The sequence below is a fragment of the Pseudomonas sp. UBT genome (assembly GCF_050915955.1).
Lineage (GTDB): Bacteria > Pseudomonadota > Gammaproteobacteria > Pseudomonadales > Pseudomonadaceae > Aquipseudomonas > Aquipseudomonas antarctica_A.
Genome location: NZ_CP168081.1, coordinates 453112 through 469256, shown reverse-complemented (window position 1 = coordinate 469256; position 16145 = coordinate 453112). Strand labels below are relative to the sequence as shown.

Genomic DNA, 16145 nt, shown 5'->3' with positions numbered 1-16145 from the left:
TGATGAAAGCGCTTGTCGCCGTGTTCTGGATGGTCGCGCTGATTGTCCTCGGTTGTGCCTGCTGGGTGGTCACGGTGCTGTCTGGCTGGCCTTTATGGTGCATGCCACTGATGCTCATCGCGGTGATTCTCAGCACCTGGATGCTGGTGCGGACGGTGCGCTACTGGCAAGGCTGGCGGCTGCGCAAGCGCCCGCAGCGCGACCTGCCTGGGCGCGCCGATCCGCTCGAGCCCGATGTCGATCAGTGCTGGAACAGCGGTGTGCGTTTACTGCGCCAGTCACGTTTGGGCCAGTCGGGCCAGTTTGGCTCTGCACTCTATGCCCTGCCCTGGTTCATGCTGCTCGGGGATACCACACGCGACAAAAGCACACTGTTGGCGCGTAGCGGCCTGGATACGCCATTGCGTTCAGCACGGCATGAGGCGAGCACCTCACCCGGCGACGTACTTGACTGGTGGTTTTTTGAGAATGCCGTGGTACTCGACCCGTCCAGCCGCTTGCTCGATAGTGCCAGTGCCTGGAAACGCCTGTTGTTGCGACTGTTGCGTTCACGGCGGCGCGAACCGCTGAACGGCGTGATTCTGGAGGTTGCGATTGAATCTCTGCAAGACAAGAACAAGGCTCACCTGACCGCGCTTGGGCAGAATCTGCGCCGCCAACTGGACGATCTGGTGAAGGTATTCGGAGCACGCCTGCCGGTGTACCTGGTTCTTACCGGCGCTGAACGCATTGACGGCATGCCGGAATGGGCCGCCAGCCTCACTCAGAATCAACGCCAGCAGGCGCTCGGTCTGCTGGTCGATGGGGGCGATGCAGACGCGCGCGCATTCCTGGACAAGGTACTGGGTGAAATCGGCCGTCGTCTCTTCGAACTGCGGGTCGACCTTGGGCAACGGCTGCTGCCCAACGCCCAGGCACTGCATTTTCCCGAGCGTGTCGCCGCGCTGCGCCCGGCATTGGAACAACTATTGTTGCCCGCCTTCGCCAGCAACCCTTACTGCGCCCCGCCCCTGTTGTCCGGTCTGTTTTTAACCGCCGAGGGGGTTGAGGAAGATGGCAGCACGGTCGGCTGGTTCAGCCATGAACTGTTCGACCGTGTACTGCCTTCGCAACGCTTCGCGTACCGCGCCATCGACGGTTGGCGGCACTGGCGCCGCTTGACAGGGCATGCCGCCGTCGTGCTGTGGTTGGTCGGATGCGGCGCCTGCGCCGTCCTGCTGATGTATTCCAGCAATCATGTCAGTCACGAACTGGACCTGATCGCTCAAAAATGGCCGCCCACCAGCACTTTCGATAAGGGGTTGGAACGGGATCTGCACACGTTTGACCAGTATCACCAGTTCATTGAGAACCTTGAGCATGATGTGACGCCGAGCTGGAAGCGCTGGCTGCCGTTCCACAACCGGGTCAATCAAGTGATTCAGTTCGACCGTGCCGGATACGTGGCCGGGTTCGATAAAAACGTGCAGCGCCCCTTGTTCATGACGCTGCTGCCTGATCAGTTGCAGGCGATTGCGACCAGCAACGACGACACCCTGATCGCCAGCTACACGGAGCTGTTGGTTCGGCGCATCAACTTGATCAATGCGCGCCTCGCCGGCGGCGCCCTGAATGCCTTGCCAGGCCCTGGCGAGGAACTGCTGCCGCTGCTACGGCGATTTTTACCGGACCAGGTGCCCAGTGCGACGCTGGTGCAATCGTTGAGTGGCAGCTTCAAGGCTTACCTGAACTGGCAAACCGACGAGCGAGCCTTGGTGGAGGACCGCGCTAACGCGCTGCGCCAGCTTAACGGCCTGGGCCTTGCCAATCGTTCATTGTCCTGGTTGGAAGCCTGGGCTGACCAACAGCCGCAATTGCCCACGCTTCGCTATTCTGACTACTCGCAGGTGCCGAAAGACGCCGACGCTGCGCTACCCCGCGCATTTACTTTTGAAGGGCGCAGCGCGATTCTGGGATTCATCGATGAGCTGATCGCCGCGACGGGTAATCAGGCATTATGGAAAAATCAACGTGAGCATTTTCTTGTGCAGTACCAGGATGACACGCAGGATGCCTGGTATCGTTTTATCGAAGGTTACCTTTCGATGGATCAAGCCCGGATGACCAGCCAAGCACAATGGCGCGACGCCCTCAGTACCGTCGGCACGGCACGTGCGCCTTACCGTCAACTGCTGCAACGCACTGCCGAGCGTTTCGCCTTGATTCCGGCGGCCAATCGCAGGCTGTGGGCGCAACTGAGCGTGCACATGAACCGCCTGTTTGAGTTGGCGCAAGAAACCCCCGCAGCGGATAACAGCGGCCTGCTCGGACACCTGCGCATCGCCAATGAACTGGGCGGTAACGCAATCAAGGATGTCGCCAGCAGCGGCTCTGTCGCCAAGGGCGTGGATGCCGTGAACAGTGATATGAGGCAGGCAAAGGTACTTAGCCAGTTCAATCAAAAATTGCAGGCGGTAGCCACTGACCTGCGCAAGAGCGATGCACAGGCGTTCCAGGTAGCCCTCGACAATTGGGGCTTTGGCAACGACCCGACAATCAAGTCCGCTGCCCTGTGGGAAGCTCAAGACCTGCGCGACGCTTTGCGTAACCAATTGACGCAAGGTGACGCGCGCGAATCGCTCGTCTGGAAACTGGCCTCCGGTGGCCTGGATTTCGAGATGGCCTATGCCGGCCAGATTGCCGCCAGCCAATTGCAGCAGCAATGGAACAGCCAGGTATTGGGCGCAGTGGAGGGCGTGCACGACCCGGTGTTGATGAATGACGCACTCTATGGCGAGCGCGGCCAACTCCCGCGGTTTCTCAATGGGCCAATCAAGACCTTCATCCAGCAAGATGCGCAGGGGTTTAAACCGGTTATTGCATTGGGCCAGAAAGTGCCAATGAACAGTGCCTTCCTTGCCTACATTGGCCGCATGCAACATGCCCAGTCGGACCTCGCAGCCGCCAAGCGCCAAACAGGTGCGCAACAGGCTGTGCGCCAGGCGCAACGGCAAAACCTGCAAACGGCTGAAAAAGAGTTGCAGGCACAGCTGGCAGCGTTGCAGCCCCAGCTCAGCCTGCCAACCAGTGCCTCCGTGGTCGGCATTCAGGCCACACCGGTGTCGATCAACCTGGGCGCCAGGCAATTACCGCAGCAAACCCGACTGACGTTGCAATGCAGCAGCCATTCAACCGTCCTGGATAACTTCAATTTCCCCACCAGCGAATCCTTCACCTGGACGCCAGGCGCGTGCGGCGATGTGAGCCTGCAGGTGCGTTTTGCACACTACACGCTGACTAAACGCTGGCCTGGCAAGCATGGGTTCATCGATTTCCTGCAGTCATTTTCCAGTGGCCTACGCACCCTTACCCCGGACGACTTTCCTGACCAGCGTGACTTGATGGCCAGCGATAACATTACCCAGCTGACACTCACCTATCGATATACCGGGGCGGATACGTTGTTACAAACCGACCAACAAACCCAGGCTGCCGACAGCCAGTCCAAGGCGATCAATGAACAACTGAAAACCATCAGTGACCAACTGACGGCCATGGATACCCAGGACGCCGCTAACGCAGTGGGTGAAGCCGCGCAAGGCAGCGTTGCTGAACGGCGTTTGGCCGCGCAGGCACCACCGGCACAGATTGCCTATGGCTGGTCGGGTATCCCGTCCCCCGTATGGCCAGCGGATACCAAGGCCCCACCTGAATGAGAAAACTATGGCGCCGGTCACTGGCTTTGCGCATTACCTGCGTGCTGGTCGTGGTTCTGGCCGGCAGTTGGTGTGTTGCAACCGGGCTGAGCGCGTGGCGCGTCTACCATCAACTGGAGCGCGAGTCGCTGCAGGAGCTCAGCCAACGCGTGGAGTTGATCACGCGCGTCGATAACGATGATTTGCAGGAAAGCGCCGATGGCGCCCGCCGGTTACTGCGACTGTGGCGCAGCCCGGCGACCGAAGAAATCGATATACCGACGCCGCGCAGTACGCTGTGCTGGCTGCCCGACCCAGGCGCCGCACCGTCGACCAAGTTACCCCGTGCAGCAGTGGCGGCCGAAGCCTATGGCGCGGCGGGCCTGTCGATGATCGTGGATACGTTTTTCTACTTCCCGGGCATCGGCGCTGCCTTTTCCACCGGCCCCTACCCCGTCAAGGGGTTTACCGCCAGCCGTGCCGACTATCTGCGGGACTTGAGCAAGCGCCTGCCGGATACAAAGGCCGACATTGTCTGGGACGGGCCTGTCTATGACCCCCATACCGGGCAACAACTGATCACTGTGGCCGCCATCGGCCGCGACAAGCACGGCAAGGTGGAAGTCATCACCGGCTACGACCTGCAGCTCAATGACCGTTTTGCGCGCATGTCGCAGTTACTGCGCGGCTACAACGGTTTCATTATCGACCACACCGGGCTGCCCATCGCCACGCTGCCCGGAGGGGCACCCAAAGAGTACCGTTACCTGACGACGCCGTTACCCGGCCTGGACATGAAAGGCACCTTTCCCCAGCTACTGAAGCTCAACCATGGCACTGCGGTGGTCGCGCGCCTGGACGTGCTGGACTGGTACCTGGTGTCGCTTTACCCGCGAGCGCGCCTGCAGGCCAACACCTTGCAACTGATCATGAACGAAGCGCCGTTTGCGTTGATCGGTTTGGTGCTGTTGACCCTGGGCCTGCTCACCGTACTGCGCCAACAACTGGCGCGCCCGCTGGCCGGCTTTGCCCAGGCCATCGAAGAAACCCGACACTCCGATGACCTGACTCGCCGCCTGCCGGTGGTACACGACGATGAGCTGGGACGCTTTGCCCGAGCCTATAACGACCTGCTCGACACCGTTCACACCGAGCGCCTGGGGCTTGAAAGCCAGGTGCAGGCGCGCACCTGCGAGCTGCGCGAAGCGTGGCAGAGCGCCGACCGGGCCAACCTGCTCAGGGGCGAGTTCCTGGCGAACATGAGCCACGAAATCCGTACCCCGCTCAACGCGATCATCGGCATGAGCCATTTGCTCGCTGACACGTCATTGGACACACCACAGCTGCGCTTCGTGGGGTCTATCCGAGATAACGGCGATGTGCTGCTGGCGTTGATCAACGACATTCTTGACCTTTCCAAAATAGAGTCAGGGAACCTTATCGTGGAACACACGGCGTTCGACGTGGTTGCGTTGGTTACCGAGGCGATCAACGTGCTGGTGCCGAGTGCGCAAGAGAAGCAGCTGCGCCTGACCGTGCAAGTGGCCAGCGACGTACCGGCGGGCGTCAAGGGTGACCCCTTGCGCTTGCGGCAGATATTGCTCAATTTGCTCGGCAATGCCATCAAGTTCACCCCGAGTGGTTCTGTGCGGTTACTGGTGTGGAAGGGGCCGGGGATCACCGTGGGTTTTAGCGTCGAAGACACCGGCATTGGCATTGCCGAGGACAAACAGGCACAGATTTTCGATGCTTTTCGCCAAGCCGATGCCTCCACCACTCGCGAATACGGCGGTACCGGGTTGGGCCTTTCAATCAGCCACCGCCTGGCGCAACTCATGGGCGGCGAGCTCGGGGTCAAAAGCACCCCCGGCAATGGGTCGACGTTTACCCTGGTGCTGCCCTTCCCGCCCCTGGCTCCGGATGAAGTGATCGTACCGCCGGTACGCGAGGACATGGACACACTGCTTGGCCAAGCGTATCAACTCAATGTTCTGGTGGTAGACGATGTCGCCACCAACCGTGAAATCGCCTGCCTGTACCTTGAACGATTCGGCCATCGTTTCCAGTGCGCGAGCAATGGGGAACAAGCCTTGCAGCTGATGAGCAAAGTGATCTTCGACGTGGTCTTGATGGACAGTCAAATGCCGGTGATGGGTGGGCTGGAAACCATCGGCAAGCTGCGCTCGGGGGCGAATGGGGTGCTCGATGAAGATATCTGGGTCATTGCACTGACAGCGAACGCCATGGAAGGTGATCGCGAAGGTTTCCTGCGCCAGGGTGCCAATGCCTACCTGGCGAAACCGGTGCTGCCCGGGCAGCTGTTCAGGGCACTGGAAACCGCCATTGCCTGGCAACTCAAGCGCGGCATGGAACCTGCGCCGATGCCCGCCGGTGCCATTGGCCCTCTACGGGTGCAGGCCACTGAGCCAGCCGTCTCGCCGCTCACCGAACCGCGCCTGCGCGAGCTGTTTCGGGTTGACACGCAACGCTTGCTGGGTGCGCTGCGCGAGGCGTGCGACGTGGCGGATTACGCGGAGTTGGCGCAACTGGCACACACCCTTATAGGCACCTGCGGGCAATTCGGTGAGCGGGAGCTGGAGCACCTCGGCCGCCAGCTTGAAGACAGTGCAGAACAACAAAAACACGCTGACTGCGAAGCCGCATTACGCAGTCTTGAGACCGCATGCGTGCGGCTTTTTTGATACACCCCTCATACAGGATGACCTATGGCTGACTATCGGATTGTGCTGGTAGATGACCACCCGCTGATGCGTGAGGGTTTGCGTGCCCTGCTCCTTGACGCGCCTGGAGTCAGGGTTGTCGGGGACGCCGAGAATGGGCGCCAGGCGCTGGACGTGTGCCGCGCCCTGGAGCCGGACTTGCTGCTGCTGGACCTGAACATGCCGGTGATGGATGGCCTTTCTGCCTTGCCGTTGATACGCCAGCGCTGGCCAGCTATTCGTGTCCTGACCCTCACGGCTCGTCTTAGTGAACAAAACGCCGCCTTGGCGCTGGATGCCGGCGCGGATGGTTACGTCCTCAAAAGCAGCACCAGTGAGGTGCTCAGGGCGGCCATTGCCACGTTGCTCGCGGGCCGGCCGTTTCTGGATGCCGACTTGAACCCCGACCAGGTCGCAGCGCTGCGGGCAAACGCGAGCGCACAGCCAGGCATCACGCTGACCGATCGCGAGCGCCAGATCCTTAAGCTGGTGGCTGAAGGCGCGCGTAACCGCGATGTCGCCGAGCTGTTATGCATCAGCTTGAAAACGGTCGAAACCCACCGCTTGAACCTGATGAAAAAGCTGGATGCGCACAACGCCGCGGACCTTACCCAATGGGCGTTCAAGCTGGGCGTGTGCGCTCAAGAATGATTCAGGTCTTCACCGGAGGGTCGCGGTTGCCGGCCCTCAGTAATCTGACTCCATCGCGAAGCGGCTTGAAGGCCATCGCGTACGTTCACCTTACTTAATGAACTGGAGTGCTCGTTATGCCCATGCCCTGCTATCTCACGCTGGAAGGCCAGAACCAAGGCAAAATCGAAGGTTCGACCAAAGTCCAGGGCCACGAAGGAAAGATCCTTCTGCAGGCCGTAGACCACACCATCGAAATCCCGAAAAACCCGCAAACCGGGCTTCCTACAGGCAAGCGCGTGCATGGCGCAATGACCCTGACCAAGGAAATCGACAAGGCCTCGCCCAAGCTCTACCAGGCCTTGACGTCCGGCGAGCAAATGAAAACCGTCTCCCTGGAGTTCTATCGCATCTCGCCCAAAGGCACCGAGGAGAAGTACTACACCGCGAAGCTTGAAAATGCGGTGCTGGTGTCGATGAAGTCATGGACGCCGAACTGCCTGGACCCGAACAACAAGCAAATGGGGCACATGGAAGACCTGGCGTTTACCTACGAAAAAATCACCTGGACCTACGAGCCAGACGGTATTGAAGCCGAAGATTCGTGGTTGGCGCCAAAGGTATAAGACGGCAACGAAGGCTGCAGGGTCCTATCGCCCTGTAGCCTTCGTCTACCTGTGTTTGGAACAACCATTGAACAATGCTTACAGATTGCTTTTTTGCAGTACCTCGCTGAATGGGGTTGCAGGATGTGAATGGCCGCGCCCGACAAGAGCCGGTAACCTGAGCGCCTCTCCCCATCCTAAATAGCGAGGCGGCACTTGGACTATTTCACTGCGCTAACCGCCTTCGTCGAAGCCGCTGAAGGCAATAACTTCTCCCGTGCCGCCGAGCGGCTCGGCATCAAGGCGTCAACGGTTTCACGCTACGTGAAGGATCTTGAGCAGGACCTGGGCATCGCCTTGTTCAACCGGTCCACGCGCATGCTGCACCTGACGGAAGGCGGCCAGACATTTCTGATGCACGCCCGCAGGGTGCTGGATGAACTTGAACAAGCCAAAGCGGCAACCTCGGCACTGAACCAGGAACCCAGAGGGTTACTTAAACTCAACTTGCCGCCCGCATTTGCCCGCCACCATATCCTTCCGGTCTTGAACCTGTTTCTGGCCCGCTATCCGCAGATCAAGCTGGAGCTTGTACTGGATGACGACCAGGTCAACCTGATCCATTCAGGCGTGGACCTTGCCATACGCATTGGCGCCCTTCCCGACTCCACGCTCAAAGCCCGTAAGATCTGCGACGGCAAGTATTGGCTGGTGGCAAGCCCGGCTTTTTGCATGGAACACCCGGCTCCGGCAACGCCCGCAGACCTCGCGGGCCTGCCTGCCATCGTGAGTACGAATGCCGCTGGGCACTTTGCGTTTGCCCGCGCCGACGAACTGTTGCCACGGGTGCATAACGACGGTGTGCGGATCAACGATCTGGACGCTCAGTTAATCGCCGCGCGCCAGGGGTTGGGCTATGCGTTGCTGCCTGACTGGCTGGTGGCCAAGAGTATTGCAGCGGGTGAATTGCAGGTCTGGCTGGAGCAATGGGAAATCCGTGGCGCAGAGCAGGCGTATGCCGTGTGGTTTGTCTATCCGCCGAAGCGAATCGTGTCGTCCAAGGTAAGGTGTTTTATCGACTTTATCGTCGAGCAGTTGGGTGATACACCTTACTGGAAACGCTAAAACCGCCCGGCAACAAGGCCAGGGCGGTGCCTTAATGGCCTGTCAGCTGAACCGAATATCCAACGCGCGCAAATAGGTTTGCAGCCCGGCGTCCTGGATAGGAATCAGGAAGGCTTCCTGGTCGGACTCGTTGAAGTGGGCGTGCCAGTAACCCGGTGGCGTCACAAACGCCAGGCCAGGCGCCCAATCAACGCGCACCGGATTGCGGATCTGGCCGTCGGCATCCAGCTCAGTGCCGACCAGTGAATAGCACCCCTCGGGGCAGTCGATGATGAAGTCGAGTGCAATCGACTGGTGCCGGTGCGGCTTTTGAATCGAGCCCGCCGGCAGAATGCCGTACATTGCCCAGAGCACATGGGTCACCGTGCGGGTCTGGGGAAAGTTGCGATTACCCAGCAAAATACTGATACGGCTGCGATCCTGGGCATGTGGATCATCTGCCGCTTCACGCAATTTCTGGTTGGCCAGTGCTGCGGGGTACAGCGTTGGCACGAAGCGGTCGGTGCTGCGCGTCACCCCCAGGTAGCGCAGCAGCGGCTCATCGTGCACGTAGTACAGTCGCGCATCCTGTGATGCACTGAAGCGGGCTTCCAGCATGCCCGGCAATGCGATAAAACAGCCGGTTGACCATTCGATAGCGTGCTCGCCCTGCACGACACGGCCCTCCCCGGCAATCACATAGAACACTTGTGAAGTCGCGTTGGGGTGCAGCGTCAGTGCGTCGCCGGCGTTCAGGCGAATGAAATTGGCACACAGCCCCGGGCCGGTGGCCGGGCCTTCGCAGCCCAGTGCATCACTGAGGTCGAGCGCTACCACCCGTGAGGGGCCGCTGTCATAGAGCGATGCCGGAAAGTTGTGGTACGGAATTCGGGTAATCAGATTGGCGCTGATGGGGTTGGCCGCTTTGCTGTATTCAAAGTATTCGACGTCCGCTTGATGGCTCGGCAGCGCGTGGTTGTGGTCGGGCTTGAATTCGCTGTTCATGATGTTCACCTCACTCTTCGGCTGGGTTGCGCAGCGCCTCGCAGGGCGTTGCGACGGTGAACAAACTATAGTGATCGCGCGCCGGGCGATTAAGCCCTCACGCCGCACAGCAGTTATGCGCAATGGGGCAGCCACCCGGTACCGGCAAGATAGGCGCAACCCTCACCCAACACCCCCCGCTGAAGATTGCATCTATTGGCGGTTACGCCATTCTTGAATTAACGTTCAACCCACGCGCCCCGCGTGACTTGAACCCCGTCACGCCAAGCGGGCCGGCCTGATGCACCTGCACTCATTGCTGAACAAACAAGCAGTTAACCAACTGATTAATCAGAGTGAATATGAAAGAGCAGCCTCGGCAGCCTGCATCGGGACCGCACCCTGTGGCGCCAGCCTGTGCGCTTTTTCGACCCTCACACCTTCTGGCCTCGTTGAGCCTGCTGTGCCTTGTCCTCGCCGGCTGCACCGTCGGGCCTGATTTCACACGGCCCGATGTGGCCGCGAATGCCGACTACTCGCGGGAAAAACTCACCACCACTGCCCAGGCCGACATCGCCGTCGGCGGCGCGGCGCAGCGGTTGATCGCCGGGATGGATATTCCCGGGCAATGGTGGACGCTGTTCCGTTCGCCGGCGTTGAACGCTCTGGTCGAAGAAGCCTTACGTGCCAACCCCGATGTGAGCGCCGCACAAGCAGCGCTGCGCCAGGCCAACGAGCTGGTCTACGCCGACCAGGCGTCGCTGTTTCCCTCGGTGAGCGGCAACGTTCAGAAAACCCGCGAGAAAGTCTCCGGGGCCACGTCTGGCCTCCCCGAGTCGCCGATTCTCACGGTGAGCTCCGCGTCGCTGAGCGTTTCCTACGCCCCGGACGTCTTCGGCGGCACCCGCCGGCAAATTGAATCGACCACAGCGCAAGCCGAGTACCAACGCTTCCAGCTGGAGGCGACGTACCTTACGTTGACCTCCAATGTGGTCAATACCGCCATCAGCCTGGCGTCTGTGCGGGATCAAGTCGCCGCCACCGAAGAAATCATCCGACTCCAGAGCGACCAACTGGACCTGCTGCAGGCGCAGCGCCGACTCGGCGCCATCGGTGATGCCGACGTGCTCACGCAGCAGACCGCACTGGCGCAAACCCGCGCCACCTTGCCGCCCCTGCAAAAACAATTGGCGCAAACGCGTAACCAATTGATGGCTTACCTGGGCCGATTTCCAAATCAGGATCGAGGCGAGCGCTTCAACCTCGCGTCTCTGCAACTCCCGCAAGAACTGCCGCTGAGCTTGCCCTCGGCCATTGTCGGCCAGCGGCCGGATGTGCGTTCTGCACAAGCTCAACTGCATCAGGCCAGCGCCAACATTGGCGTGGCCGTCGCCAACCAGTTGCCGCAATTCAGCATTACCGGGTCTTTGGGGTCTACGGTGACCAGCGGCACCAAGCTGTTTTCAGCAGGCTCCGGCGTCTGGAGCCTTGCCGGCTCGATCACCCAACCGATATTTGATGCCGGCGCCCTCGAACATCGCAAACGTGCCGCCGTGGCGGCCTATGACGAATCGGCGGCGCGCTATCGCGGCACGGTGATTACGGCGTTTCAGGATGTGGCCAATGCCCTCCGGGCGCTGGAGGCTGACGCCGACGCGCTCAACCAGCAAGTCGCGGCTGAACATTCCGCACAGGCCAACCTGGATTTGGTGCAGGCCCAGTTCCGCCTCGGGGCGGTGGCTTACATCAACCTGCTGACCGCCCAACAAACCTACCAGAACACGGCACTGGCGCGCGTCAAGGCTCAGGCCGCCCGGTACAGCGACACCACTGCGCTGTTCCAGGCATTGGGTGGCGGCTGGTGGAACCGCGCGGATGTGGACCCCGCCACCAAGGGTCGCCCGGATCGCTTCGGCCTGCCGTCGTGGCAAGAAATCATGCCGGCCAAGACCAAGGCGGCGCCTGCCGATGCGGCGCGGCTCAACTGAATTGAATCATTGAAACAGCGAGAACCCCCATGGCTGAAGTCAACCCTGCCTCTGCCCCACCACCCCCGCCAGGCAACCCACGCAAGCAGCGACTGTGGCGGCCGATGCTGATCATGATCGGGGTGGTCGTGGTGATAGTCGCGATCATTGCCGGGGTGAAATTCGTGCAGATTTCAGCGCTGATTGCCCAGTCAAAAGTGCCCTTGCCCGCCGCTGTTGTAACGGCCATGCAGGTGCCCTTCAGCGATTGGCAACCGAGTGTCTCCGCCGTGGGCTCTATGAAGGCGGTGCGCGGGGTGGATGTAACCACCGAAGTCGGCGGTATCGTGCGCACCATCGGCTTCAAACCCGGGCAAGGCGTCGAGGCCCAGGCACTGCTCGTGCAGTTGAATGCCGACGCCGACATCGCGCAACTTCACTCGCTTGAAGCCACGGCCGACCTGGCCGTGATCGTGCTCAAGCGTGACAAGGCGCAACTGGCGGTAAACGCGGTGTCCCAGGCCCAGGTTGATACCGACACTGCCGACTTGAAGGCCAAACTCGCCGCCGCAGAACAGCAACGGGCGCTGGTGGCGAAAAAAACTATTCGCGCACCGTTTGCCGGGCGCATCGGGATTACCAGCGTCAACCCCGGACAGTACCTCAACCCCGGCGACAAAATCGCCACGTTGCAGACCTTTGACCCGATCTACATTGACTTCTCGGTGCCGCAAACCCAGCTGGAGTCTATCGCCATCGGCCAAGCGGTTTCGGTGACGGCCGATGGCCTGTCCAAACAGACCTTCACGGGCAGGATCAGCACCATCGACACCCAGTTCGATTCAACCACACGCAACGTCACGGTCGAAGCCACCGTCGAAAACCCCAAACAAAACCTGGTGCCCGGCATGTTTGCCCGCGCGGTGGTCAACTCGGGTACGACCCAGCGCTACCTCACCGTGCCACAAACGTCGGTCACCTATAACCCTTACGGCACCACGGTGTTCATCGCCACGTCGAGCAAAAATGACAAGGGCGATGAGGTGCTCACCGCGCAACAAACCTTCATCAAGACTGGGCCGACCCGTGGTGATCAGGTTGCCATCCTGTCCGGCGTGAAAGAAGGCGATCTGTTGATCACCAGTGGCCAGATGAAACTCAAAAACGGCTCGGCGGTGAAGGTCGATAACAGCACCGCACCGCTGAACGACCCGGCTCCGACTCCCCAAGAACATTAAAGGTGTCCCATGAAACTTACCGATACCTTTATTCAGCGACCGGTCTGGGCCGTGGTCGTGTCGCTATTCATCTTGATCCTGGGGCTGCGCTCGATCTTTGAATTGCCCGTAAACCAATGGCCACGGACCGAAAATACCGTGGTCACCATCACCACGGCCTACTATGGTGCGGACGCGTCCACGGTCGCAGGCTTTATTACCCAGCCGCTGGAGTCGGCCATTGCCCAGGCCCAGGGCATTGACTACCTGTCTTCATCAAGCATCACCGGTGTCTCGACCATCACCGCCACGCTGCGGCTGAACTATGACGCGAGCAAGGCCCTCACCGAGATCAATACCCAGGTCAACTCGGTCAAGAACCAACTGCCGGCCCAGGCTCAGGAGCCGGTGCTCACGATCGCCGTCGGCCAGACCACAGACGCCATGTACCTGGGTTTCTACAGCGACACGCTGCCCACCAATAACATCACCGACTACCTGGTGCGGGTGGTCAAACCCAAGCTGGATTCGATCCAGGGCGTGCAAACCGCCGAGATCCTCGGCGGGCGCCAGTTTGCCCTGCGTGCCTGGCTGGACCCGGACAAACTCGCGGCACATAACGTAACCGCGCAGGACGTCGCCGCCTCCCTGGCCAACAACAACTACCTGTCTGCCGTCGGATCGACGCGAGGGCAAACCGTGACGGTGGACCTCACGGCGGGGACGGATTTGCACACGGTGGATGAGTTCAAACGGCTGGTGATCAAGCAGAAAGGCGACGCGCTGGTGTACCTGGAAGATGTCGCGACCGTGACCCTTGGCGCCGAAAGCTATGACAGCAGCGTGGCGTTTTCCGGCAAGCGTTCAGTGTTCATCGGGATCAAGGTGGCGCCTACCGCGAACATCCTGACCGTCGCCGACAGTGTGCGCGAGGCCTTCCCCGAACTGCAGTCGCAACTGCCTACCGGCGTGCGCGGCGACATCGTGTATGACTCCACCGCGTTCATCAACACCTCGATTTACGAGGTGGTCAAGACCCTGGTTGAGGCCATGATTATTGTGTCGGTGGTCATCTACCTGTTCCTCGGCTCGTTCCGCGCAGTGGTTGTGCCGCTGGTGGCGATACCACTGTCGCTGGTCGGCACATTCTTTGTCATGTACCTGCTGGGGTATTCCATCAACCTGCTGACCCTGCTCGCGTTGGTATTGGCGATTGGCCTGGTGGTCGACGACGCGATTATTGTGGTGGAAAACGTCGACCGCCATATCAAGGAGGAAGGCAAAGGCGTACTCGAGGCGGCGCTGTTGGCGGCGCGGGAACTGGGTGGCCCGATTATCGCGATGACGGTGGTGTTGATTGCCGCGTATGTGCCTATCGGGCTGCGCAGTGGGCTCACCGGGGCACTGTTCAAGGAGTTCTGTTTCTCCTTGGCGGGCGCGGTGACCGTGTCGGCCGTGGTCGCGTTGACCCTCTCACCAATGATGACCTCCAAGCTGTTCAAAACCGGGCAGGAAGAAGGTCGTTTCGCACGCCGGCTCGACCACTACTTTGACTGGCTACGCGGGCGTTACCACCGCGTCCTGTCAGGCGGCCTGGACATCTGGCCGGTGCTGGTCACGTTTGGTTTTGTGCTGTTCCTGCTGGTCGCCGCCAGCGGCATGACCGCCAAAAGCGAGCTGTCCCCCACCGAAGACCAAGGGCTGGTCTTCATGCAGATCAAAGGCCCGCCGACGGCCTCGCCACAACAGATGGAACGGATCGCCGACCAGGCTTTCCAGATCGCTAACAAAGAGCCGGAATACGCGCAAATGTTCCAGCTGACCGGCCTGCCTGCCCTTAACCAGGGCCTGGGCGGCGTGTTGCTCAAGACCTGGGGTGATCGCACGCGCTCCCAAGCTCAGTTGATCCTGGATCTGCAGCAAAAATGGAGTCAGGTGCCCGGCGCTACGATCGCGGCCTTTCCGCTGCCGTCACTGCCGGGCGCCCAAGGTCTGCCGGTGCAATTTGTGATCACCACCACCGACTCGGTGGAAAACCTCAATGAAGTCGCGCAGGCAGTCATGGCCGAGGCGCAAAAACAGCAGCTGTTCTGGTTTTCCGACATGGATTTGAAGTTGGACAAGCCGCAAGCCAAGCTGGTGGTGGACCGCGAAAAAATTGCCGCGCTGGGCATGACCCAAGCCGACGTGGGTGCCGCCTTGTCTGCCGCACTGGGTGGCAACTACGTGAACTACTTCTCCACCGCCGGGCGCTCTTACAAGGTGATTCCCCAGGTGTTGCAGGTGGATCGCCTCAACCCCGAGCAAATTCTCGACTACTACATTCGCACACCCGCAGGCGCCATGATCCAGGCACGTACGGTGGCGCATATCGAGACCTCGACGCAGCCGGAATCGATCAACCACTTCCAGCAACTCAACTCGGCCACGCTTTCGGGCGTCAGTGGTGTGGCCCAGGGCGAGCTGCTGGCCAAGCTGAACACGATCCTGACCCAGGTTGCGCCCTCGGGTTACACCTCCGACTTCTCGGGTGAATCGCGCCAATTCATACAGGAGTCAGGCGGGTTCGTCGGCCTGCTGTTGTTCTCGATTCTGATCGTCTACCTGGCCCTGGCCTTCCAGTTCGAGAGTTTCCGTGACCCGGTGGTGATTCTGTTCTCGGTGCCGCCGGCCCTGTTTGGCGCGCTGGCGTTTATCACCATGGGCTATGCCTCTATTAACGTGTACACCCAGGTCGGCCTGGTGACTCTCTTGGGGTTGATCACCAAGCACGGGATTCTGATCGTGCAGTTCGCCAACGAGTTGCAGCGCGCAGGCCGCAGCAAGCGTGAGGCGATTGAAGAAGCGGCCGCGGTGCGGTTGCGCCCGATCCTGATGACCACGGCCGCGATGGTGCTGGGCGTGGTGCCACTGGTTTGGGCCTCCGGCGCCGGGGCGGCCGGGCGGCATGATATGGGCCTGGTGATCTTCGCCGGGCTGTCGATCGGCACGCTGTTGACGTTGTTCATGGTGCCGGCGATGTACCTGTTTATTGGCGCGACGCACCGTCACGAGGCAGGCACGGCCCAGCAGGCGTATGGATGATGAGGCGCAGAAAGCGCCTTATCGCCTTGTCCAGCCCCCAAGCGTGAAGCAACAATCCATGTGTTGGGCGCCTACCCCATGCTCAAACGTCATAATCCCCGGTTCGTGTGCATGGTAATCTGGCATCACCATGAATAGACATTGATCGTCACTCGACGAT

9 protein-coding genes are annotated in these 16145 nt (G+C 60.5%); 8 read left to right on the top strand and 1 reads right to left on the bottom strand.

All coding sequences use genetic code 11. From position 1 onward, the window contains the following. The first annotated feature begins 2 nt into the window (after positions 1-2). The 5 genes from ACDZ94_RS26535 (at position 3) to ACDZ94_RS26515 (ending at position 8754) form a co-directional block, all read left to right on the top strand. Positions 3-3695 (top strand): type VI secretion protein IcmF/TssM N-terminal domain-containing protein, encoded by a 3693-nt coding sequence (locus tag ACDZ94_RS26535; RefSeq protein ID WP_432751676.1) that lies wholly within the window; start codon positions 3-5, stop codon positions 3693-3695. Beyond that, positions 3692-6376 carry an ATP-binding protein gene (locus ACDZ94_RS26530; RefSeq protein ID WP_432751675.1) on the top strand — a complete coding sequence of 895 codons (2685 nt, stop codon included), beginning with the start codon at positions 3692-3694 and terminating at the stop codon, positions 6374-6376. Before ACDZ94_RS26535 ends, ACDZ94_RS26530 begins: the two co-directional genes overlap by 4 nt. Positions 6377-6400: 24 nt before the next feature. Then, a complete protein-coding gene (locus ACDZ94_RS26525) occupies positions 6401-7045 on the top strand; it encodes a two component system response regulator (protein ID WP_064452382.1) in 645 nt (214 codons plus the stop codon). A 116-nt stretch (positions 7046-7161) separates the two neighbouring features. Beyond that, positions 7162-7650 (top strand): Hcp family type VI secretion system effector, encoded by a 489-nt coding sequence (locus tag ACDZ94_RS26520; protein ID WP_053256108.1) that lies wholly within the window; start codon positions 7162-7164, stop codon positions 7648-7650. Positions 7651-7845: 195 nt separating this feature from the next. Continuing rightward, on the top strand, positions 7846-8754 hold the full coding sequence (locus tag ACDZ94_RS26515; protein WP_432751674.1) for a LysR substrate-binding domain-containing protein: 909 nt from the start codon (positions 7846-7848) through the stop codon (positions 8752-8754). Positions 8755-8796: 42 nt separating this feature from the next. Here ACDZ94_RS26515 and ACDZ94_RS26510 read toward each other — a convergent pair whose 3' ends face one another. After that, complete coding sequence (locus ACDZ94_RS26510; RefSeq protein ID WP_432751673.1) at positions 8797-9738, bottom strand: cupin; 942 nt, start codon at positions 9736-9738, stop codon at positions 8797-8799. Positions 9739-10079: 341 nt separating this feature from the next. Between ACDZ94_RS26510 and ACDZ94_RS26505 the strand changes: the two genes are divergently transcribed. The 3 genes from ACDZ94_RS26505 to ACDZ94_RS26495 all read left to right on the top strand — a co-directional run bounded on the left by ACDZ94_RS26505 (position 10080) and on the right by ACDZ94_RS26495 (position 15985). Next, the gene (locus tag ACDZ94_RS26505; protein ID WP_432751672.1) at positions 10080-11705 is read left to right on the top strand and encodes an efflux transporter outer membrane subunit; all 1626 of its coding nucleotides are present in this window, start codon (positions 10080-10082) and stop codon (positions 11703-11705) included. Between the two features lie 104 nt (positions 11706-11809). Next, the gene (locus ACDZ94_RS26500; RefSeq protein ID WP_221296088.1) at positions 11810-12922 is read left to right on the top strand and encodes an efflux RND transporter periplasmic adaptor subunit; all 1113 of its coding nucleotides are present in this window, start codon (positions 11810-11812) and stop codon (positions 12920-12922) included. 9 nt (positions 12923-12931) lie between these two features. Next, a complete protein-coding gene (locus ACDZ94_RS26495) occupies positions 12932-15985 on the top strand; it encodes an efflux RND transporter permease subunit (RefSeq protein WP_064452378.1) in 3054 nt (1017 codons plus the stop codon). Positions 15986-16145: the final 160 nt, after the last annotated feature.

Excerpts from the sequence above, each read along its gene's own strand:
- ACDZ94_RS26535 (WP_432751676.1), top strand. The coding sequence starts at position 3 with ATGAAAGCGCTTGTCGCCGTGTTCTGGATGGTCGCGCTGATTGTCCTC.
- ACDZ94_RS26530 (WP_432751675.1), top strand. The coding sequence starts at position 3,692 with ATGAGAAAACTATGGCGCCGGTCACTGGCTTTGCGCATTACCTGCGTG.
- ACDZ94_RS26525 (WP_064452382.1), top strand. The coding sequence starts at position 6,401 with ATGGCTGACTATCGGATTGTGCTGGTAGATGACCACCCGCTGATGCGT.
- ACDZ94_RS26520 (WP_053256108.1), top strand. The coding sequence starts at position 7,162 with ATGCCCATGCCCTGCTATCTCACGCTGGAAGGCCAGAACCAAGGCAAA.
- ACDZ94_RS26510 (WP_432751673.1), bottom strand. The coding sequence starts at position 9,738 with ATGAACAGCGAATTCAAGCCCGACCACAACCACGCGCTGCCGAGCCAT.
- ACDZ94_RS26505 (WP_432751672.1), top strand. The coding sequence starts at position 10,080 with ATGAAAGAGCAGCCTCGGCAGCCTGCATCGGGACCGCACCCTGTGGCG.
- ACDZ94_RS26500 (WP_221296088.1), top strand. The coding sequence starts at position 11,810 with ATGCTGATCATGATCGGGGTGGTCGTGGTGATAGTCGCGATCATTGCC.
- ACDZ94_RS26495 (WP_064452378.1), top strand. The coding sequence starts at position 12,932 with ATGAAACTTACCGATACCTTTATTCAGCGACCGGTCTGGGCCGTGGTC.